This is a genomic window from Streptomyces sp. NPDC088553, from assembly GCF_044752965.1.
In the GTDB taxonomy this organism is placed as follows: domain Bacteria; phylum Actinomycetota; class Actinomycetes; order Streptomycetales; family Streptomycetaceae; genus Streptomyces.
On sequence record NZ_JBIVMG010000004.1, the window covers coordinates 402,140 to 421,528 of the forward strand.

Sequence of the window (19,389 nt, forward strand, 5' to 3'; positions counted from 1 at the left end):
ATGTTCGGTAGGCATAAACATCCTGTGAGGGGAACCTGTCGATGAGCTACAACCAGCCGGGCCCGTACGGCCAGCAGCCGCAGCAGCCCGGGCCCTACGGCCAGCAGCCGGGCCCGTACGGGCAGCAGCCGCAGCAGCCGGGACCGTACGGCGCGCAGCCCGGTTACGGCTACCCCCAGCAGGCCCCGCAGGGCGTCCCGCCGCAGCAGCCTCCGTACGGCTACCCCCAGCAGCCCCAGCAGCCCGGCCCGTACGGCCAGCAGCCCCCGTACGGCGCCCCCCAGGGCCCCGGCGGCTACGTCCCCCACCCGCCGGCCCCGAAGAAGTCGAAGGCGGGCTGGATCATCGGCGCGGTCGCGGTGGTGGCGGCGATCGGCGTGGGCGCGTACTTCGTGCTGGGCGGCAGCGGAAACGGTGCCGTGGCCGACGACACCAAGGGGTACAAAATCACTCCGGCGGCGACGATCGGTGAGTACAAGAAGGATGGTGCCGGCAAGAGTGGCGATCTGACCCCCGAGCAGAAGGTCGCCGCCGATGCCATGGGGATCAAGAACCCGCAGCAGGCCCAGGCCTCGTACAAGGCCGGTGACTCGACCGATCCCCTCAAGGGCAAGAACATGAGCCTGAACGGGATGTGGGGGGAGGTCGCCGATCCGGAGAAGGCGATCGACGCCGCGTTCGCGAACTACGGGAAGAACCAGGGCGGCAAGTCCGAGGACCTCAAGGTCACCCCAGTCGGCAGCCCCGAGGACAAGACCCCGGCCGGGTTCGAGGGCGCACTGATGAAGTGCCAGAACCTCACGCTCGAAAGCACCAAGACGGAGACCACCCCGGGCCCGAAGTCGTTCACGGTACCCACGTGCATCTGGGCGGACTACGGGACCGTGGGCGTCGTCAACGCGATCGACCCGTCGACGATGCTGACCGGCGGCCAGGGCTTCACCCTGGACCAGGTCGCCGAACTGACGGCCCAGCAGTACAAGGCCTCACGCTCCAAGGCCTAACCCCCGGTGTGAACGCGGTGATGCCCGGCCAGTTCCTCGAACTGGCCGGGCATCACCATGACGACAAAAGGGGTTCCGAGCTACGCCATGTTGCAGGCCGTGGTCGCGTGCTCCTGCCTCACGCCCGCCTGCAGGAGCAACCCCAGACAGCTGCCGTACTGCCACCACAGGCCGAGGCCACAGGCATGGGTGACCTTCGGGCCGACCTTGTATCCCTCGTAGTTCAGGTAGGTCTGGCAGTCAACTATCGACGCCTGGGCAGGAGCGGCGGTCGTCACCGGCAGGATTGCGGCAGCGCCGGCCACACATGCGGCGACCAGCACCCGCTGAACTTTTGAGCGGAGCACGAGCATCCCTCACGCATCCCAATCTCTCGAACAGTTGACCTAATAGTTCGATTCGAGTACTGGATCGTCAAGGACGGATCGAAGGAATGGCTTGATCACCCTTTCTTCATGTCCACTACATAGCGCACGCAGGGAGAGGCCCGGTTGGTTCGATGAACCAACCGGGCCTCTCCCTGTGTGTGGGGCTCAGGCCGACTTCTCGTGCCTGCCGTCGTTCTTCACGATCCGCGGGACCAGCGTCGGGTTCACGTTGTTGCGGACGACGTCCGCCGTGATGACCACGCGGGCCACGTCCTTGCGGGACGGGACCTCGTACATCACCGACTGGAGGACCTCCTCCATGATCGCCCGCAGGCCTCGCGCGCCGGTGCCGCGGAGGATCGCCTGGTCGGCGATGGCCTCCAGGGCCGGGCGGTCGAAGTCCAGCTCCACGCCGTCGAGTTCGAAGAGGCGCTGGTACTGCTTCACCAGGGCGTTCCGCGGCTCGACCAGGATCTGGAGGAGCGCCTCGCGGTCCAGGTTGTGGACGGAGGTGAGGACGGGGAGGCGGCCGATGAACTCGGGGATCATCCCGAACTTCACCAGGTCCTCCGGCATGACCTCCTGGAACTGGTCGCTCGCCTCGATCTCGCGCTTGGAGCGGATGGTCGCCCCGAAGCCGATGCCCTTGGCGCCCGCCCGCGACTCGATGATCTTCTCAAGGCCGGCGAAGGCGCCGCCCACGATGAAGAGCACGTTCGTCGTGTCGATCTGGATGAACTCCTGGTGGGGGTGCTTCCGGCCGCCCTGCGGCGGCACCGAGGCCGTCGTCCCTTCCAGGATCTTCAGGAGGGCCTGCTGCACGCCCTCGCCGGAGACATCGCGGGTGATCGACGGGTTTTCGCTCTTACGGGCGACCTTGTCGATCTCGTCGATGTAGATGATCCCGGTCTCGGCCTTCTTGACGTCGTAGTCGGCCGCCTGGATCAGCTTGAGCAGGATGTTCTCGACGTCCTCGCCGACATAGCCGGCCTCCGTCAGCGCCGTCGCGTCGGCGATGGCGAACGGGACGTTGAGCATGCGCGCCAGCGTCTGGGCCAGGAGCGTCTTGCCGGAGCCCGTCGGGCCCAGCAGCAGGATGTTGGACTTCGCCAGCTCGATGGCGTCGTCCCGCCCCGCCCCGCCGCCGTTCTCGCCGGCCTGGACGCGCTTGTAGTGGTTGTACACCGCGACCGAGAGGGCCTTCTTCGCGGGCTCCTGCCCGACGACGTACCCCTCGAGGAACTCGTAGATCTCGCGGGGCTTGGGGAGTTCCTCCCAGCGCACCTCGCTCGTCTCCGCGAGTTCTTCCTCGATGATCTCGTTGCAGAGGTCGATGCACTCGTCGCAGATGTACACACCGGGTCCCGCGATGAGCTTCTTCACCTGCTTCTGGCTCTTTCCGCAGAACGAGCACTTGAGCAGGTCGCCGCCATCACCGATGCGTGCCACGAGGTGCTTCCCCTTCGCCTGGGAGCGCCTGGTTCAGCGACTCCTGGTGCCTCATATTCGACGGTACCTTGCCGGGCCCCCCGTTCGGGCCCCCCTTGGCACGGTTCACATGGTCGCGATTCGGCCACGCGCACCGTGCCACGGGAAGGTCGGGCGTCAGTGTGCCGCGGCGGCCGTGCTCTTACGGGTCGAGACGATCTGGTCCACCAGGCCGTACGCCAGGGCGTCCTCGGCCGTGAGGATCTTGTCACGCTCGATGTCGTCGCGGATCTTCTCGATCGGCGTCGAGGAGTGCTTGGCCAGCATCTCCTCGAGCTGGCTGCGCATGCGCAGGATCTCGTTGGCCGCGATCTCCAGGTCGGAGAGCTGCTCACGGCCGGTGCCGCCGGACGGCTGGTGGATCAGCACGCGGGCGTTCGGCAGGGCCATCCGCTTGCCGGGGGTACCGGCGGCGAGCAGCACGGCCGCGGCGGAGGCCGCCTGGCCCATGCAGACCGTCTGGATGTCCGGCTTCACGAACTGCATCGTGTCGTAGATCGCCGTCAGCGCGGTGAAGGAACCGCCGGGGCTGTTGATGTAGATGGAGATGTCGCGGTCCGGGTCCATCGACTCCAGGCACAGGAGCTGCGCCATGACGTCGTTGGCGGAGGCGTCGTCGATCTGCACGCCGAGGAAGATCACGCGCTCTTCGAAGAGCTTGGCGTACGGGTCGTACTCGCGGATGCCCTGCGAGGTGCGCTCGACGAAGCGCGGCACGACGTAGCGGTTGTCCATCGGCGCGCCGGTGTAGAGGCCGCTCGCGGAGAGGTTGTTCTGCATCTGGGTGTTCACCGTCCTGGTGGCGTTCGGCGGGGGCTGGGGCTCTTCAGCGGCTGCCGGGCTCAGGCGCCCGTGCCGCCGCCGCCGGGAACGCCCGCGGCGTGGGTGATGATGTCGTCGATGAGGCCGTAGTTCTTGGCCTCCTCCGCCGTGAACCAGCGGTCGCGGTCACCGTCGCGGATGATCGTCTCGACGGTCTGACCGGAGTGGAGCGCGGTGATCTCGGCCATGCGCTTCTTCGTGCGGAGCAGGTACTCGGCCTGGATCTTGATGTCCGAGGCGGTGCCGCCGATGCCGGCGGAGCCCTGGTGCATCAGGACGTCGGTGTTCGGCAGCGCGAAGCGCTTGCCGGCGGCGCCGCCGGTGAGCAGGAACTGGCCCATGGAGGCCGCCATGCCCATACCGATGGTGACGACGTCGTTCGGGATGTACTGCATGGTGTCGTAGATGGCCATGCCGGCCGTCACCGAGCCACCGGGGCTGTTGATGTAGAGGTAGATGTCCTTCTCCGGGTCGGCGGCCAGGAGGAGCATCTGCGCGGTGATCTTGTTGGCGATCTCGTCGTCGACCTGCTGGCCGAGGAAGATGATCCGCTCGCCGAGCAGCCGGTTGTAGACATGGTCGCCGAGGCCGCCACCGATGGACGGCTCACCCGCGGCGTAAGGCTTCAGATTCGTCACGTATCCACCTGCTCGTCTCCGACGGCCAGGGCCGTCTCAGCGTCTCGTACCGAGGGCACTGCCCTCTCTTCATGGACCCTAACGCGCAGGTAGGACAACGCCATCCCGGTTCCCGAACTGTTCGCTGGGAGCGCAAGGTAGTTGGGGGCGCATGACCGGGTCCTCGTACGTCCACGGGCCCGTACGCACTGGAGTGCGTACGGGCCCGTGGAGCGGGGTCCGCGCGGGGCGGAGGGCCCCTTACTTGTCCTCGGAGACCTCGGCCTCGCCGGTGACGGCCTCGACGGCCTCGGCGGCGGCCTCGACCTCGTCCTCGTCGTCGGAGAGGTCGACGACCTCACCGTTGCTGTCGACGACCTTGGCGGCCTCGACGACGACCGCGAGGGCCTTGCCGCGGGCGACCTCGCCGACGAGCATCGGAACCTGGCCACCCTCGGCCACGGCCTGGGCGAACTGGTCGGGGCTCATGCCGGAGGAGGCGGCACGGCGGAACAGGTGCTCGGTGAGCTCCTCGCGGGAGACGTCGAGCTTCTCCTTGTTGACGAGCTCATCGAGGATGAACTGCGTCTTGATGCCCTTCTCGGCCTGCTCCTTGGTCTCGGCCAGGAACTCTTCCTCGGTCTTGCCCTGGATCTCCAGGTACTTCGCGAGGTCGAGGCCCATCTGGCCGAGCTGGTGGTGCTCCAGGTTGTGCTTGCGGGTGTTGATCTCGTCCTCGAGAAGCTTCTCGGGCATCGGGACCTCGACCAGCTTGAGGAGCTCGTCGAGGACGCGCTCCTGGGCCTGGGTGGCCTGGTCGAACTGCTTCATGTTCTCGAGGCGCTTGCGGCTGTCGGCCTTGAGCTCGTCGAGGGTGTCGAACTCCGACGCCATCTGCGCGAACTCGTCGTCGAGCTCGGGGAGCTCACGGGCGGAGACGGTGGTGACCTTGACGGTGACCTCCGCGTCCTTGCCCTCGGCGGAGCCGCCCTTCAGCTGCGAGGTGAAGGTGGCCTCGCCACCGGCCTCCAGGCCCTTGACGGCCTCGTCGATGCCGTCGAGCAGCTCGCCCGAACCGATGGTGTACGAGACGTCGCTCGCGACACCGTCGGGCAGGACCTCGCCCTCGACCTTGGCCTCGAGGTCGATGGTGACGACGTCGCCGTCCTGGGCGGCGCGCTCGACCGCGGAGGTCGAGGCGAAGCGCTCGCGGAGCTGCTCCACGGACTTCTCGACGTCCTCGTCGGTGACCTCGACCGCGTCGACGGTGACCTCGATGCCGGAGTAGTCCGGGATCTCGAGCGTCGGGCGGATGTCGACCTCGGCGGTGAAGGCCAGCAGCTCGCCGTCCTTCAGCTCGGTGATGTCGACCTCGGGCTGGCCGAGCGGGTTGACCTCGGCCTCGTTGACGGCCTCGGTGTAGAACTTCGGGAGCGCGTCGTTGACGGCCTCTTCCAGCACGGCGCCGCGGCCGAACCGCTGGTCGATCACGCGAGCCGGGATCTTGCCCTTACGGAAGCCCTTGACCGTGACCTGCTGGTTGATCTTCTTGTACGCCGCGTCGAGGCTGTCCTTGAGCTCCTCGAAGGGCACCTCGACAGTGAGCCGAACCCGGGTCGGGTTCAGGGTCTCCACGGCGCTCTTCACGGTTCGGTCTCCTTGTGGCTGATTCCTGGAATCCACCGGCGCCGCGTGTGGCGGTTCCGGCGGGTCGGCCCGGTCAGAAAGACACACGGGCACGCAGCTTGCATAGTAACCGCAAGCGGGATGACGCCCACAACGTGATCAAGAGCGCGCGAGCTGTGCGCGTGATCGTCATGGTCGGGGTGGCGGGATTTGAACCCACGGCCTTCCGCTCCCAAAGCGGACGCGCTACCAAGCTGCGCCACACCCCGTCGGTGCGACACGTAGGGTACATGGACGGGGACTGTGCGGCGCCCCCTGATTTCGGGGTGTGCGCGAAGGGCCCCCGAACCGCTACCATGCTCTTCGTGCCGCGGTCCTCGTGACCTGCGGCGCGATGCTGTGCGGGTGTAGCTCAATGGTAGAGCACTAGTCTTCCAAACTAGCTACGCGGGTTCGATTCCCGTCACCCGCTCCATGTGCTCGGGGCCGGTCAGGAGTCGTCTTCTCCTGACCGGCCCCGAGGCGTTTTCCGGGGTGTCCCCCGACCGTGCGAGATGCCGGGTCGGGCGGACGGCCGCAGACTGGGCTGAGATCAGCCCCGTCCTTCTCCGCACCGGAGGCCGTCCATGAAGGACCTGAAGTTCGAGCAGAAGCGCTCGCTGTCCCGTGCCGAGGCGGCGGATCAGCTGACCGCCCTCGCCGCCGCCCTGCGTCAGGGCGGGGAGGCCGAGCTGGAGCTGGGAGCGGGAACCCTGAGCCTGCGCATCCCCGACGAGCTCCGCTGCGAGCTGGAATTCGAGGTGTCGGACGGGGAGATCGAGCTGGAGATCGAGTTCAAGTGGCCGACGGGCCGCGCCCGGAAGAGCGCGCCCGCGAAGCCGGCCGAGTCGGCCGGGAGCACGGCGTCGAAGACCACGGCGGCGAGGGCCACGCCGAAGAGAGCCGCGAAGAAGACGACGGCGGCCACTTCGGCCACGCCGGCGAAGCGGGCGTCGCGCAAGGCGGCGGCAGGGCCCGCGTCGGCCTCCGGTGGCGGCCGGCGGACGAAGCGGGCGGCGGCGAAGCAGACGGCAGCGGCCACGGCGACCTGAGAGTCGCCCCAGGGGTTCCGGGGTCGGTCGTCTCAGGACTTTGTCGGTCTCAGAACTTTATCGAGGCGACCGTCTGCGTTATCGAGTCCAGGAAGCGCTGGATGTCGTCGGCCATGCCGGTGGAGGCGAGGAAGAAGCCGAAGAGGACCGCGACCACGGCCGGGCCGCCCTTGAGGTTCCCCCCGCGGATCAGCACCACCAGGATGATTGCCAACAGCAACACCACAGACAGTGAAATGGCCACAACTGATCACACCCTCGGTCGGTCCCGCCTTGCCCACCAGGGAGCCCGTGTCCCGGAACACCCCCCGCTGTCTCCATCGTGCCACCAACCCCCCTGCCCCCGCTGCCAGGTGACGAATCGTCGTGCACAAGATCACGTCGCCGCGGGGACGCGGGTCAGCCCCGGCGGGAGATCAGCAGCAGGGCCCGGTCGTCGTTGACGTCCTTGGCGACGGCCTCGATCAGATCCCAGGCGACGCCGTCGAAGCCCTCCACGACGCAGCGGTCGGCCTCGCCGGTGAGGCGGTCGATGCCCTCGGCGATGTCCCGGTCGGCGGCCTCGACCAGGCCGTCGGTGAAGAGCATGAGGACGTCGCCGGGGCGCAGGGACCCCTTGTCCGGGTGGAACTCGGCGCCGTCGTAGACGCCGAGCAGCGGCCCGTCGGCGGCCTTCTCCTCCCAGCGCCCGCTGCCCGCGTGCAGCTGGAGGGCGGGCAGGTGGCCGGCGGAGAAGAGCTCGTAGTCGCCGGACTCCAGGTCCAGGACGAGGTGGATGGAGGTGGCGAAGCCCTCGTCCCAGTTCTGGCGGAGCAGATAGCCGTTGGCCGCGGGCAGGAAGCCGTGCGGCGGGAGCGAGCCGAGGAGTCCGCCGAAGGCGCCGGAGAGCAGCAGGGAGCGGGAGGCCGCGTCCATGCCCTTGCCGGAGACGTCGGTGAGGACGACCTCCAGGGTCCGGCCGCCGTGGGTGCGGGCGGCGACCACGAAGTCGCCGGAGAACGACTGGCCGCCGGCCGGGCGCAGGGCCATCTCGCGGTGCCAGCCCTGCGGGAGCCGCGGCAGGGCGCTCTGGACGCGGATGCGCTCGCGCAGGTCGAAGAGCATGGTGCCGCCGCGCCGCCAGGGCACCCCGACCCGGGCCCGGAACTGGGCGATGAGGAGTCCGAAGAGTCCGCAGGCGGCGACGACCAGGACGGTGCCGGGGGTCACGCGCGCGGGGCCCTGGGTGTAGGGGCCGAGGATGATGGACTCGACGATGAGGGCGCCGGCGGCGGCCGCGTACAGACCGAGCAGGCTCGCGGGGCGCAGCAGCAGTCCGCCGGCCACGATCGGCAGGACGAGGACGGCGGGTGCGCACCAGACGGGGTCGAGGAGCGTTCCGCAGGCGATGGCCGGAATCATCAGGAGGAGTCCGGCGAAGGCGAGCCAGTCGGAGCCGTCCCCGCGGAAGTAGTCGACGCCGGATCTGCGCAGCGCGATGCGGGCCCGGCGGGCGCGTCGGCGCATCCGGGCCGCGTACGTCTTCACTCCGGCGCGGTGTCCCATTGGCCTGGACCCTATCCATCCCGTCCGGCATCGCGCAGGGGTACCCCTGTGACAATGTGCGCGAAATCGGGTCGCCCCGGGCGGGCGCCGCTGATATCGATGGCATATGACTACTGAACTGCGGGTTCTGGACCCGACGGAGTGGGACCGCTGGTACGGAGTCCTCGAACTCGCCTTCGGGGGTGTGCCCGAGGCCCCGGAGGAACGGCAGTTGTGGCGCGACCTGACCGAGTTCGACCGTTCCCTGGGGGTTTGGGACGGTGACCAGTGTGTCGGTACGGCGGGGGCGTTCACGTTCCGGCTCACGGTGCCGGGCGGGGCGTCGGTGCCGGCCGGCGGCGTGACGATGGTGAGCGTGGCAGGCACGCACCGGCGGCGCGGGATCCTGACGTCGATGATGCGGCGGCAGCTGGACGACCTGCGGGCGGCGGGCGAGTCGATCGCGGTGCTCACGGCCTCGGAGCCGGAGATCTACGGGCGGTTCGGGTACGGCGTCACCGCGTACACGGCGCGGGCGACGATCGACACCACGCGGGTGCGGCTCACGGTGCCGGAGGGCACGGACGAGGTGCGGCTCCGGCTGGCCGATCCCACCGAGTCCGCGGCGGCGTGCGAGGCCGTGTACGCGCGCCTCGTGCCCACGCGGCCGGGCATGCTCGCCTCGATGCCCGGCTGGGAGCGCCTCGCGCTGCTCGATCCGGCGGGCGACCGGGAGGGCGCGTCGCCACGGCTCTGTGTGCTCGCCGAGCGGGACGGGGGGGTCGTGGGGTACGCCCATTACGCGATCAAGCCCGACTGGTCGTTCGAGGGGGCGACGGGGGCGGTGATCGTGCACCGGCTGTTCGGTCTCGACCCGGCGGCGGAGGCGGCACTGTGGCGGTTCCTCTGCTCGGTGGACCTGACCTCGGAGGTACGGATCCTCAGCCGGCCGGTGGACGACGGCTGGCAGCACCTGGTGAGCGACATCCGGCGCTGCGCGCCGCGCCTGCGGGACGCCCTGCATCTGCGCCTCGTGGAGGTCGGGGCGGCGCTGGAGGCGCGGACGTATCAGGCGCCGGTGGACGTGGTGTTCGAGGTCGAGGACGCGTTCTGCCCGTGGAACGAGGGGCGGTGGCGGCTGGTCGGGGACCAGAAGGGCGCGACGTGCGTCCGGACGGCCGACGCGGCTGATCTCTCCCTTTCCGTACGGGAGTTGGGCGCGGCCTACCTGGGCGGGATCTCGCTGGCGTCGCTGGCGGGGGCCGGACGGGTGCGGGAGCAGCGCGAGGGGGCGCTGACCGAGGCGTCCGTCGCGTTCGGGTCGCCGGTCGCACCGTGGCTGCCGCACGGGTTCTAGTGGGGCGCGCCCTCTAGCGCGTCTGGCAGCCCGGGCACCAGAAGAGGTTGCGGGCTGCCAGGTCCGCCGTGCGGATCTCCGTGGCGCAGAGGTGGCAGGGCAGGTGGGCGCGGCGGTAGACGTAGACCTCGCCGCCGTGGTCGTCCACGCGCGGCGGGCGGCCCATCGCCTCGGGGGTGTGTGCGGGGCGGACCGTGTCGATGCGGTTCAGGCGGACGCCCTCGCGCATGAGCTCCACCAGGTCCGTCCAGATCGCGTCCCATTCCCGGCGCGTCAGGTCCTTGCCCGCGCGGTAGGGGTCGATGCCGTGCCGGAAGAGGACCTCGGCGCGGTAGACGTTGCCGACGCCGGCGATGACCTTCTGGTCCATGAGCAGCGCGGCGATCGTGGTGCGGGACTTCGAGACGCGGTGCCAGGCCCGGTCGGGGTCGTCGCCGTCGCGGAGCGGGTCCGGGCCGAGGCGGTCGTGTATCGCCCGCTTCTCGGCGTCCGTGATCAGCGCGCAGGTGGTGGGGCCGCGGAGGTCGACGTACGACTCGGGGTTCGCGAGGCGCAGCCGGACCGTGTCGGTGGGCGGCGGGGCGGGCGCGTCCCCGAAGTTCACCTTGCCGAAGAGGCCGAGGTGGATGTGGACCCAGCCCATGCCGGCGAAGCCGAGGAAGAGGTGCTTGCCGTGGGCCTCGGTGGTGTCGAGCACGGTGCCGTCGAGCAGCGCCGCGGAGTCCGTGAACTTGCCCTGCGGGCTGGTCACCCGCACGGACCGGCCGCCGAACCGTTCCCGGTGGTCGGCGGCCAGTCGGTGGATCGTGTGCCCCTCGGGCATCAGGCGGTCGGCTCCTGCGGGTGGTGGGCCGGGATCGGGGGGAGCTCGCCGGTGTTCTCGTACGCGGTGAGCATGTCGATCCGACGGGTGTGGCGCTCGTCACCGGAGTACGGGGTGCTGAGGAAGATCTCGACGAACTTGGTCGCCTCTTCCTGGGTGTGCATCCGGCCACCGACGGAGATCACGTTGGCGTTGTTGTGCTCGCGACCGAGGGCGGCGGTCTGCTCGCTCCAGGCGAGGGCGGCGCGCACCCCCTTCACCTTGTTCGCGGCGATCTGCTCGCCGTTGCCCGAACCGCCGATGACGACGCCCAGGCTGTCCGGGTCCGCGGCCGTCTTCTCGGCGGCACGCAGGCAGAACGGCGGGTAGTCGTCCAGGGCGTCGTAGATGTGGGGACCGCAGTCGACGGGCTCGTGGCCGTGTGCCGTGAGCCACTCGACGAGGTGGTTCTTGAGTTCAAAGCCGGCGTGGTCGGAACCGATGTAGACGCGCATGAAACCGAGTGTGGCATGTCCGGGGCCGGGTAGCAGGCAGCGGGGTCGGGACCTTCACCCGGCCTGGTACGGACCTTCGACTCTCGCGACGTGGTCCACACAACGATCCGGAATGAGGTCTTCCGATCACACCCGTTCCCGGTGTTCAATGCTCGGGCTCGCGATCCGAGCGCCCCCCACACGCAAGGAAGCGTTCATGAACACGCAACCGACCCTGACGAAGGACGGCGAGGAGACCGGCACCCCCGGGGCGCCGCACTCCTCCGACGGCCTCAAGGCCGGTCTCAAGAACCGTCACCTGTCGATGATCGCCATCGGTGGCGTCATCGGTGCCGGTCTCTTCGTCGGCTCCGGCTCCGGCATCGCCGCCGCCGGTCCCGCGATCCTGCTCTCGTACGCTCTCGTCGGCGCCATGGTCGTCTTCGTGATGCGGATGCTCGGCGAGATGGCCGCCGCCCGGCCGTCCTCCGGCTCCTTCTCCGCCTACGCCGACCGCGCGCTCGGCCGTTGGGCCGGCTTCAGCATCGGCTGGCTCTACTGGTTCTTCTGGGTCGTCGTGCTCGCCGTCGAGGCGACCGCTGGCGCCAAGATCCTGGAGAGCTGGATCCCGGCCGTGCCGCAGTGGGGCTGGGCACTCATCGTGATGGTGGTGCTCACCGCCACCAACCTCGGCTCCGTGGCCTCGTACGGCGAGTTCGAGTTCTGGTTCGCCGGCATCAAGGTCGTCGCGATCGGCGCGTTCGTCGTCATCGGCATGCTCGCCGTCTTCGGCGTGCTGCCCGGCTCGGACAACCCGGGCGCCGGATTCGCGCACCTCACCGACAGCGGGGGCTTCTTCCCGATGGGCGCGGGGGCGATCCTCACCGGTGTGCTGATGGTCGTCTTCTCCTTCATGGGCAGCGAGATCGTCACCCTGGCCGCCGGCGAGTCCGAGGACCCGCAGCGGGCCGTCACCAAGGCCACCAACAGCGTCATCTGGCGCATCGGCGTCTTCTACCTGGGATCGATCTTCGTCGTCCTGACCCTGCTGCCGTGGAACGACAAGTCGATCGTCGAGAAGGGCTCGTACGTCGCCGCCCTCGACTCCATCGGCATCGCGCACGCAGGCCAGATCATGAACGTGATCGTCCTCACGGCCGTGCTCTCCTGCCTGAACTCGGGCCTCTACACCGCCTCCCGCATGGCCTTCTCGCTCGGCCGGCGCGGTGACGCGCCCAAGGCCTTCGCCAAGGTCAACAAGCGGGGCGTGCCGGTGGCGGCGATCCTCGGCTCGGTCGTCTTCGGCTTCGTCGCGGTCTTCTTCAACTACAAGTGGCCGGACACCGTCTTCGCGTTCCTGCTGAACTCCTCCGGCGCGGTGGCGCTCTTCGTCTGGCTGGTCATCTGTGTGACCCAGCTGCGGATGCGCGGCATCATCCTGCGCGAGACGCCGGAGAAGCTCGTCGTGCGGATGTGGCTCTTCCCGTACCTGACCTGGGCGACGATCGCCATGATCGTCTTCGTCCTCGGCTACATGATCTACGACGGCGGCAGCGCCCGTGAGCAGGTCGTCCTGTCGCTGCTCGTGGCCGCGCTCGTGATCGTGATCGCGCTGGTCAAGGAGCGGTTCACGAAGGCCTCGACGGAGGCCGCCACGGAGCTCTCCGAGCGCGTCTAGCGCCGGGGGCACCCACGCGGGAGGGCCCGCCGTTCCTTCGGGGAACGGCGGGCCCTCTTCGTGTGCGCCTGGGCACCGGACGGACGGGGTGACGGCTCAGCCCTTGCGGTCGAGCAGCTTCCACGCGGTCGGCAGGACGCCCATCGCGAGGGCCGCCTTGAGGGCGTCGCCGATGAGGAACGGGGTGAGGCCCGCCGCGACGGCCTGGCCGAGGGTCATGCCGGTGGCCAGCGCCAGGTACGGCACGCCCACCGCGTAGATGATCGCGGAGCCCAGGACCATCGCGCCGGCCGTGCGGAGCACCGAGCGGTCCGCGCCCCGGCGGGCGAGGGCGCCGACGACGGTCGAGGCGAGCAGCATGCCGAGGACGTAACCGAAGGACGGCATGCCGTAGCCCGAGGAGGCCTGTGCGAACCACGGCACGCCCGCCATGCCGGCCACCGCGTACAGGGCCAGGGCGAGGAAGCCGCGGCGGGCGCCGAGCGCCGTGCCGACGAGCAGGGCGGCGAAGGTCTGGCCGGAGACCGGGACCGGCGAGCCGGGGACCGGTACGGAGAGCTGCGCGGCGAGGCCGGTGAGGGCGGCGCCGCCGACGACCAGGGCGATGTCGCGGGCGCGGCTCGCGGCCACGCTGCCGCTCGCGGGCAGCAGGTCGGCGAGGACGGTTCCCGCACGGAGGGAACGGACGGGGGCGGCGGCGGTGCTCATCGGTACTCCGCGGGGTGAGGGTGGGTGGGACGCCTCGACGGTATGCCAGGAGTGAACGCCCGATCACCGTCAGCCGCCGACAAAGCGACGGTCACGTGCTTCGTGGAGATCGAACAAACCGCGCCGAGCACCCTTCTCGCCACGTGACGCTTGTCACTGGGAAGTCCTGCGCGGAGGTCCCTTTTGCGCCAGGGGTCGTTCACTGGAGAGACTGTGGGGTCTCCATAAACCGTCAGAGAGCACGAGCCCCCGCATGCACGACTCCCTCGCCTCCGAACCGGAGCCCCTCTCCCACGGTCTGAAGCAGCGTCATCTGACGATGCTGGGGCTCGGCGGTGTGATCGGCGCCGGTCTCTTCGTCGGCTCCGGCGCGGGCATCGCCGTCGCCGGACCCGGCATCGTGGTCTCGTATCTGATCGCCGGCGCCCTCGCCATGCTGGTCATGCGGATGCTGGGGGAGATGTCGGCGGCGATGCCCGCGTCCGGGGCCTTCTCCGTGCACGCCGAGCGCGCGCTCGGCCGGTGGGCCGGTTTCTCGGTGGGCTGGCTGTACTGGTTCCTGCTCGTCGTCGTCCTCGCCGTGGAGGCGACGGGCGCGGCGCGGATCGCGAACGGCTGGGTGCCGGGGGTCCCGCAGTGGGGCTGGGTGCTGATCTTCATGATCGTGTTCACGGTGGCCAACCTCGCGGCGGTGAAGAACTTCGGCGAGTTCGAGTTCTGGTTCGCGGCGCTCAAGGTCGGCGCGATCGTCCTCTTCCTGATCCTCGGCACGCTGGCGATCGTCGGCCTGCTGCCGGACACCGACCCGGTGGGGTCGGCGAATCTGACCGGGCAGGGCGGTTTCCTGCCCAACGGCTGGTCGGGAGTGATCTCCGGGGTCCTCGCCGTCGTCTTCGCCTTCGGCGGTCTTGAGGTCGTCACGATCGCGGCGGCCGAGTCCGACGACCCGGCGCGGAACGTGGCCCGGGCGGTGCGCAGCGCGGTCTGGCGGATCCTCCTCTTCTACGTGGGCTCGATGCTGGTCATCGTGACGCTGCTGCCCTGGACGTCGATGGAGCCGGGCGAGTCGCCGTACGTCGCCGTCCTGGACGCGATCGGGGTGCCTGCGGCGGGCGAGATCATGAACGTGGTGGTGTTCGTGGCGCTGCTCTCGGCGCTCAACGCGAACCTGTACGGCTCCTCGCGGATGGTGTTCTCGCTGGCCGAGCGCGGCGAGGCGCCGAAGGGGCTGCTCCGGGTCTCCGGCGGAGGGGTGCCGCGGCGGGCGGTGCTCGCCTCGGTGGCCTTCGGCTTCGTCTCCGTCCTGCTGAATCTGAAGTGGCCGGATTCCGTCTTCCTCTACATGCTCAACGCCGTCGGCGCGGTGCTGCTCTTCGTCTGGGCGCTGATCGCGGTCTCGCAGCTGCGGCTGCGGCGCCGGATCGAGCGCGAGGCCCCGGAGACGCTGACGCTGCGGATGTGGGGCTTCCCCTGGCTGACGTGGGTGGCACTCGCGGCGATGGGCGCGGTCCTGGTCCTGATGCTGACGGACGACGCGGCCCGGCCGCAGGTGCTGTGGTCGGGGGCGGCGACCGGGGCGGTGCTCCTCGTGGCCTGGGTCAGGGAACTGCGTACGAAGCGAGGTTAGATCTTCACCTTGTGTGAAGGTCGTGCCCGTATAGCGGACATCCGTTCCCTGTGAGCGGGGGTGGCCCACAGACTGTGGGCTCCCTCCCCGTCTCAGCTAGTGAACAGGGCTCGCCCATGTCTCGGACCACCGCGCCCGCGCCGGCCGACCGCAAGGACGGCGCGACCGCACCCGCCGAAGGTCTCGGCCACGGCCTCAAGCAGCGCCATCTCTCGATGATCGCCCTCGGCGGCGTCATCGGCGCCGGGCTCTTCGTCGGCTCCGGAGCCGGTATCGCCGCCGCCGGGCCCTCGATCGTGATCGCCTACGCGATCTCCGGCATCCTCGTGATGCTGGTGATGCGCATGCTCGGTGAGATGTCCGCGGCGAACCCGGCCTCCGGGTCCTTCTCCGTCCACGCGGAGCGGGCCCTCGGTCCCTGGGCCGGCTTCACCGCCGGCTGGGCCTTCTGGTTCCTGCTCTGCGTCGCCGTCGGCCTGGAGGGCATCGGCGCCGCGAAGATCATGACCGGCTGGTTCCCGGACAGCCCCGAGTGGGCCTGGGTCGCGCTCTTCATGCTGGTCTTCTGCGTCACCAACCTCGCGGCCGTGAAGAACTTCGGCGAGTTCGAGTTCTGGTTCGCGGCGCTCAAGGTCGGCGCGATCGTCCTCTTCCTCGGCATCGGCGTCCTCGCGATCGTCGGCGTCCTGCCCGGCACGGACGCCCCCGGCACCACGAACCTCACCGGCGACGGCGGCTTCTTCCCGCACGGCTCCGAGGGCCTGATCGTGGGTCTGCTCGCCTCCGTCTTCGCGTACGGCGGTCTGGAGACGGTCACCATCGCGGCGGCCGAGTCGGAGCACCCGGTGCAGGGCGTCGCCAAGGCGGTCCGCACGGCGATGTGGCGGATCGCGCTGTTCTACATCGGCTCGATGGCAGTCATCGTCACCCTCGTCCCGTGGGGCGACAAGGCGGTCGTCGAGAAGGGACCGTACGTCGCGACCCTCGACCACCTGGGCATCCCGGCGGCCGGCCAGATCATGAACGTCGTCGTGCTCGTCGCCCTGCTGTCGGCGATGAACGCCAACATCTACGGCGCCTCCCGCATGGCCGGTTCGCTCGTCTCGCGCGGCCAGGGCCCGAAGGCGCTCGGCCGCACCTTCGGCGGGGTCCCCCGCCCGGCGGTGCTCGTCTCCTCCGTCTTCGGCTTCGCCTGCGTGCTGCTCAGCTACTGGCGTCCGGACGACATCTTCGTCTGGCTGCTCAACACGATCGGCGCGATCATTCTGGTCGTCTGGTTCTTCATCGCCGCCTCCCAGCTGGTGCTGCGCCGCCGCACCGAGCGCGAGGCGCCCGAGAAGCTGGTCGTGCGGATGTGGGCCTTCCCGGTGCTGACCTGGGTGGCGCTCGCCGGCATGGCGGCGATCTTCGTCCTGATGGCCCGCGAGGAGGGCACCCGGGTGCAGCTGTACTGGACGGGCGGCCTGACGCTGCTGCTCGCCGCCGTCGGCTTCGCGCGGCAGAAGCTGCGGGGGCCGGTGACCGAGGAGTCCTGAGCCTCCCCCTCCCTCGCGACCGCGCCCCGTCGAGCAGCTCGTGCTCGGCGGGGCGCGGTGCTGTGTCCGGACGGCACCGTGCCGGGCCGGTGCGGGGTCAGACTCCGCAGTACGGGGCCGTCCGTACGGAGCCGCCGGCGTTCTCGTCGTCCGTGCCGAGCAGGGCGTCGCCCGTTCCGGGCAGGCACTCGACGGCCTCGATCTTGTAGCCGGGGAAGGTGCCGAGGACCTTCGGTGCCGCGTCGAGCGAGATCCGTACCCGGCCGGCTGCCGAGAGGGTCACCCGGCCCGCGTCGGTCACGGCCGAGTCGAACGGGCCGTCGTCCCCGGCGTCCGCCGCCGAACCGATCAGGATCCGGCCGGAGTCGGTCACCGTGATGTCGGAGATGTGGCGCGTCCCGGCGTCGGCCGGGTACGTCGACCGGTAGACCCGCTGGCTGACGGCGCCGAACAGCACCTGGCCCCAGGACGCGAACGAGACAGGCGCCGCGTACAGGGTGGCGGGCCGGTCCGTACCGGCGCCGCGGTCCGCCCAGAGCGCGGCGAACCTCCCGTCCCGGAAGACGAGGGCGAAGCTCTCGAAGTCGTCGCCCTCGCCGATCCCGGGGAGCGGGGAGTGGTCGAGGACGGTGGCGGCGTCGCCGTCGACCTTGACGCGGTAGACGATGCCGCGGGCGGCGAGGGCCAGGTACTCGCCGGGTGCGCCGGGGACGGCCTCGATCGCCTCCAGGTCGACGGGCTCGGCCCCGGTCCAGGTGAGCGGGGTGACGGTGGCGGGTCCCTCCGCGTGGACGAGGCGGGAGAGGCGCTGCTGTCCGGTCCGCTTGTTGTCGTGGACGACCAGCGCGCCGGCGCCCTCGTGGGCGATGCCGCTGATGCCGCCGCGCGCGTCGGTGCCGACCCGCTGCCAGTCCTCGGGGGCGGCGACGGCGGGGGTGGCGCCGAGCGCGGCGAGGAGCGCGGTCGCCGCGAGAAGTCTCAGGGGGAGTCTCATGCGAGCACGTTATGGATCTTGAAGGGCCCGGCCCCAGCACCGGTTGACCCGTACGGCGGAGCGCGCGGAAGCACTCCGCGATCGGGCGTGCGGTCTAGGACCAAGGGCTGATCAACTCTGGCCGCACCTACTGTTAGCCTGCACTTGCATATAGGTTGCAATAAGCAGGAGCCATCGAAGGGGCCGGGCACATGGCGATCTACACACTTCCGGAGCTGCCGTACGACTACGCGGCGCTGGAGCCGGTGATCAATCCGCAGATCATCGAGCTGCACCACGACAAGCACCACGCCGCGTACGTCAAGGGCGCGAACGACACCCTGGAGCAGTTGGAGGAGGCGCGCGACAAGGACCAGTGGGGCGCGATCAACGGCCTGGAGAAGAACCTGGCCTTCCACCTCTCCGGCCACATCCTCCACTCCATCTACTGGAACAACATGGACAGCCCGAAGGACGGGGGCGGCGGCGAGCCGCTGGCCGCCGACGGCGTCGGTGACCTCGCGGACGCGATCACCGAGTCCTTCGGCTCCTTCGCCAAGTTCAAGGCCCAGCTGACCAAGGCCTCCGCGACCACCCAGGGCTCGGGCTGGGGCGTCCTCGCCTACGAGCCGATCAGCGGCCGGCTCATCGTCGAGCAGGTCTACGACCACCAGGGCAACGTCGGCCAGGGCTCGGTCCCGGTCCTGGTCTTCGACGCCTGGGAGCACGCCTTCTACCTGCAGTACAAGAACCAGAAGGTGGACTTCATCGAGGCCATGTGGCAGGTCGTCAACTGGCAGGACGTCAGCAAGCGCTACCACGCCGCCAAGGCCTCCGTACCGCTGATCTCCTTCTGAGCGGCGCCCGGAAGGGCCCCCTGTCGCCCTGCTCGTGATCGTCTTCTCAACCTTCACTCGCAGGCGGATGAAAGAAGAACCCCCGTGATGACGTGAATCACGGGGGTTCTTCCACGCCTCGGGAGAGGCCGCACGGACTAGTTGAAGCTGGGCTCCGCCGTCCGCGTGCGCTTGATCTCGTAGAAGCCCGGCGTCGACGCCACGAGCAGGGTGCCGTCCCAGAGCCGGGCGGCCGCCTCGCCGCGCGGAGTCGGGGTGACGACGGGGCCGAAGAAGGCGACCTCGTCGCCGTCCGCGCCCGGCACCGCGATGACCGGGGTGCCGACGTCCTGGCCGACCTTCGATATGCCCTCGGTGTGGGAGGCGCGCAGCTCGGCGTCGTAGGTGTCCTTGTCGGCGTACTCGACCAGGTCCTCGGGCAGGCCGGCGTCGGTCAGGGCGCCCACGATCGCCTCGCGGGTCGGGCCCTCGCCGTTGTTGTGGAAGCGGGTGCCGAGCGCGGTGTAGAGCTTGCCGACGACCTCGTCGCCGTGCAGCTGCTGGGCGGCGATGACGACCCGGACGGGGCCCCAGGCCTGGGTCTCCAGCATCTCCCGGTACTCGGCGGGGACCTCGTCGAGACGGTTCTCGTTGAGCACGGCCAGGCTCATGACCTTCCACCGCACGTCGACCGGACGGACCTGCTCCACCTCCAGCATCCAGCGGGAGGTCATCCAGGCCCAGGGGCACAGCGGGTCGAAGTAGAAGTCGGCGGTGGTCCTGCTCTCGGACATGTCGCTCCTCGGTACGGCAGTGGCGGAAACAAAGAGGGAAAGAAA

The 19,389-nt window shown here is 69.7% G+C and carries 19 protein-coding genes and 2 tRNA genes; 8 read left to right on the top strand and 13 right to left on the bottom strand.

Annotated features, from left to right (window positions below; genetic code table 11):
- The first annotated feature begins 41 nt into the window (after positions 1–41).
- Positions 42–1,004, top strand: coding sequence for a hypothetical protein (locus tag ACIP8Z_RS14915; RefSeq protein WP_402083136.1), 963 nt, complete (start codon positions 42–44; stop codon positions 1,002–1,004).
- A gap of 80 nt (positions 1,005–1,084) precedes the next feature.
- Here ACIP8Z_RS14915 and ACIP8Z_RS14920 read toward each other — a convergent pair whose 3' ends face one another.
- From ACIP8Z_RS14920 to ACIP8Z_RS14945, 6 genes are all read right to left on the bottom strand, one after another.
- Positions 1,085–1,357, bottom strand: coding sequence for a hypothetical protein (locus ACIP8Z_RS14920; RefSeq protein WP_402083139.1), 273 nt, complete (start codon positions 1,355–1,357; stop codon positions 1,085–1,087).
- Positions 1,358–1,537: 180 nt separating this feature from the next.
- Positions 1,538–2,821, bottom strand: a complete 1,284-nt coding sequence (gene clpX, locus ACIP8Z_RS14925; protein WP_024755522.1) for an ATP-dependent Clp protease ATP-binding subunit ClpX — start codon at positions 2,819–2,821, stop codon at positions 1,538–1,540.
- A gap of 156 nt (positions 2,822–2,977) precedes the next feature.
- Positions 2,978–3,640, bottom strand: coding sequence for an ATP-dependent Clp protease proteolytic subunit (locus ACIP8Z_RS14930; protein WP_361851363.1), 663 nt, complete (start codon positions 3,638–3,640; stop codon positions 2,978–2,980).
- 62 nt (positions 3,641–3,702) lie between these two features.
- On the bottom strand, positions 3,703–4,320 hold the full coding sequence (locus ACIP8Z_RS14935; RefSeq protein WP_383181482.1) for an ATP-dependent Clp protease proteolytic subunit: 618 nt from the start codon (positions 4,318–4,320) through the stop codon (positions 3,703–3,705).
- 240 nt (positions 4,321–4,560) lie between these two features.
- Complete coding sequence (gene tig, locus ACIP8Z_RS14940) at positions 4,561–5,946, bottom strand: trigger factor (RefSeq protein WP_402083142.1); 1,386 nt, start codon at positions 5,944–5,946, stop codon at positions 4,561–4,563.
- Between the two features lie 171 nt (positions 5,947–6,117).
- Positions 6,118–6,194, bottom strand: a tRNA-Pro gene (locus ACIP8Z_RS14945).
- 132 nt (positions 6,195–6,326) lie between these two features.
- Between ACIP8Z_RS14945 and ACIP8Z_RS14950 the strand changes: the two genes are divergently transcribed.
- Both ACIP8Z_RS14950 and ACIP8Z_RS14955 read left to right on the top strand, forming a co-directional pair.
- Positions 6,327–6,400 (top strand) — tRNA-Gly (locus ACIP8Z_RS14950).
- Positions 6,401–6,551: 151 nt separating this feature from the next.
- Positions 6,552–7,016: an amphi-Trp domain-containing protein gene (locus ACIP8Z_RS14955; RefSeq protein ID WP_402083145.1), complete on the top strand. Its 465-nt coding sequence runs from the start codon at positions 6,552–6,554 to the stop codon at positions 7,014–7,016.
- 49 nt (positions 7,017–7,065) lie between these two features.
- Here the strand turns inward: ACIP8Z_RS14955 and ACIP8Z_RS14960 are convergent, their stop codons facing one another.
- Together ACIP8Z_RS14960 and ACIP8Z_RS14965 are read right to left on the bottom strand one after the other, a co-directional pair.
- Positions 7,066–7,260: a hypothetical protein gene (locus tag ACIP8Z_RS14960; protein WP_015033610.1), complete on the bottom strand. Its 195-nt coding sequence runs from the start codon at positions 7,258–7,260 to the stop codon at positions 7,066–7,068.
- A 155-nt stretch (positions 7,261–7,415) separates the two neighbouring features.
- Complete coding sequence (locus ACIP8Z_RS14965; protein WP_402083148.1) at positions 7,416–8,561, bottom strand: PP2C family protein-serine/threonine phosphatase; 1,146 nt, start codon at positions 8,559–8,561, stop codon at positions 7,416–7,418.
- A 106-nt stretch (positions 8,562–8,667) separates the two neighbouring features.
- Here ACIP8Z_RS14965 and ACIP8Z_RS14970 point away from each other — a divergent pair, with 106 nt between their 5' ends.
- Complete coding sequence (locus ACIP8Z_RS14970; RefSeq protein WP_402083150.1) at positions 8,668–9,897, top strand: GNAT family N-acetyltransferase; 1,230 nt, start codon at positions 8,668–8,670, stop codon at positions 9,895–9,897.
- Positions 9,898–9,910: 13 nt separating this feature from the next.
- Here the strand turns inward: ACIP8Z_RS14970 and ACIP8Z_RS14975 are convergent, their stop codons facing one another.
- Together ACIP8Z_RS14975 and ACIP8Z_RS14980 are read right to left on the bottom strand one after the other, a co-directional pair.
- Positions 9,911–10,720, bottom strand: a complete 810-nt coding sequence (locus ACIP8Z_RS14975) for an Fpg/Nei family DNA glycosylase (RefSeq protein WP_402083153.1) — start codon at positions 10,718–10,720, stop codon at positions 9,911–9,913.
- Positions 10,720–11,214: a ribose-5-phosphate isomerase gene (locus ACIP8Z_RS14980; protein WP_402083156.1), complete on the bottom strand. Its 495-nt coding sequence runs from the start codon at positions 11,212–11,214 to the stop codon at positions 10,720–10,722. Before ACIP8Z_RS14980 ends, ACIP8Z_RS14975 begins: the two co-directional genes overlap by 1 nt.
- 196 nt (positions 11,215–11,410) lie before the next feature.
- Here ACIP8Z_RS14980 and ACIP8Z_RS14985 point away from each other — a divergent pair, with 196 nt between their 5' ends.
- A complete protein-coding gene (locus ACIP8Z_RS14985; protein ID WP_402083158.1) occupies positions 11,411–12,871 on the top strand; it encodes an amino acid permease in 1,461 nt (486 codons plus the stop codon).
- Between the two features lie 96 nt (positions 12,872–12,967).
- Here the strand turns inward: ACIP8Z_RS14985 and ACIP8Z_RS14990 are convergent, their stop codons facing one another.
- The gene (locus tag ACIP8Z_RS14990) at positions 12,968–13,579 is read right to left on the bottom strand and encodes a biotin transporter BioY (RefSeq protein ID WP_319309378.1); all 612 of its coding nucleotides are present in this window, start codon (positions 13,577–13,579) and stop codon (positions 12,968–12,970) included.
- A 253-nt stretch (positions 13,580–13,832) separates the two neighbouring features.
- On the opposite strand from ACIP8Z_RS14990, the gene ACIP8Z_RS14995 reads away from it, so the two are divergent.
- Positions 13,833–15,206 (top strand): amino acid permease, encoded by a 1,374-nt coding sequence (locus ACIP8Z_RS14995; RefSeq protein WP_402083162.1) that lies wholly within the window; start codon positions 13,833–13,835, stop codon positions 15,204–15,206.
- A 116-nt stretch (positions 15,207–15,322) separates the two neighbouring features.
- Complete coding sequence (locus ACIP8Z_RS15000; RefSeq protein WP_402083165.1) at positions 15,323–16,741, top strand: amino acid permease; 1,419 nt, start codon at positions 15,323–15,325, stop codon at positions 16,739–16,741.
- Between the two features lie 97 nt (positions 16,742–16,838).
- On the opposite strand, the gene ACIP8Z_RS15005 is transcribed toward ACIP8Z_RS15000, so the two are convergent.
- Positions 16,839–17,735 (bottom strand): hypothetical protein, encoded by an 897-nt coding sequence (locus ACIP8Z_RS15005; protein ID WP_402083168.1) that lies wholly within the window; start codon positions 17,733–17,735, stop codon positions 16,839–16,841.
- Positions 17,736–17,926: 191 nt separating this feature from the next.
- Between ACIP8Z_RS15005 and ACIP8Z_RS15010 the strand changes: the two genes are divergently transcribed.
- Complete coding sequence (locus tag ACIP8Z_RS15010) at positions 17,927–18,571, top strand: superoxide dismutase (RefSeq protein ID WP_318209803.1); 645 nt, start codon at positions 17,927–17,929, stop codon at positions 18,569–18,571.
- A gap of 137 nt (positions 18,572–18,708) precedes the next feature.
- Here the strand turns inward: ACIP8Z_RS15010 and ACIP8Z_RS15015 are convergent, their stop codons facing one another.
- A complete protein-coding gene (locus ACIP8Z_RS15015) occupies positions 18,709–19,344 on the bottom strand; it encodes a DsbA family protein (protein WP_319309385.1) in 636 nt (211 codons plus the stop codon).
- Positions 19,345–19,389 lie beyond the last annotated feature (45 nt).

Coding starts and splice junctions, on each gene's coding strand:
- ACIP8Z_RS15010 (WP_318209803.1), top strand. CDS start 17,927: ATGGCGATCTACACACTTCCGGAGCTGCCGTACGACTACGCGGCGCTG.
- ACIP8Z_RS14920 (WP_402083139.1), bottom strand. CDS start 1,357: ATGCTCGTGCTCCGCTCAAAAGTTCAGCGGGTGCTGGTCGCCGCATGT.
- ACIP8Z_RS14990 (WP_319309378.1), bottom strand. CDS start 13,579: ATGAGCACCGCCGCCGCCCCCGTCCGTTCCCTCCGTGCGGGAACCGTC.
- ACIP8Z_RS14980 (WP_402083156.1), bottom strand. CDS start 11,214: ATGCGCGTCTACATCGGTTCCGACCACGCCGGCTTTGAACTCAAGAAC.
- ACIP8Z_RS14975 (WP_402083153.1), bottom strand. CDS start 10,720: ATGCCCGAGGGGCACACGATCCACCGACTGGCCGCCGACCACCGGGAA.
- ACIP8Z_RS15005 (WP_402083168.1), bottom strand. CDS start 17,735: ATGAGACTCCCCCTGAGACTTCTCGCGGCGACCGCGCTCCTCGCCGCG.
- ACIP8Z_RS14995 (WP_402083162.1), top strand. CDS start 13,833: ATGCACGACTCCCTCGCCTCCGAACCGGAGCCCCTCTCCCACGGTCTG.
- ACIP8Z_RS14955 (WP_402083145.1), top strand. CDS start 6,552: ATGAAGGACCTGAAGTTCGAGCAGAAGCGCTCGCTGTCCCGTGCCGAG.
- ACIP8Z_RS14930 (WP_361851363.1), bottom strand. CDS start 3,640: ATGCAGAACAACCTCTCCGCGAGCGGCCTCTACACCGGCGCGCCGATG.
- ACIP8Z_RS15000 (WP_402083165.1), top strand. CDS start 15,323: ATGTCTCGGACCACCGCGCCCGCGCCGGCCGACCGCAAGGACGGCGCG.
- ACIP8Z_RS14915 (WP_402083136.1), top strand. CDS start 42: ATGAGCTACAACCAGCCGGGCCCGTACGGCCAGCAGCCGCAGCAGCCC.
- ACIP8Z_RS14970 (WP_402083150.1), top strand. CDS start 8,668: ATGACTACTGAACTGCGGGTTCTGGACCCGACGGAGTGGGACCGCTGG.
- ACIP8Z_RS14985 (WP_402083158.1), top strand. CDS start 11,411: ATGAACACGCAACCGACCCTGACGAAGGACGGCGAGGAGACCGGCACC.
- ACIP8Z_RS15015 (WP_319309385.1), bottom strand. CDS start 19,344: ATGTCCGAGAGCAGGACCACCGCCGACTTCTACTTCGACCCGCTGTGC.
- ACIP8Z_RS14965 (WP_402083148.1), bottom strand. CDS start 8,561: ATGGGACACCGCGCCGGAGTGAAGACGTACGCGGCCCGGATGCGCCGA.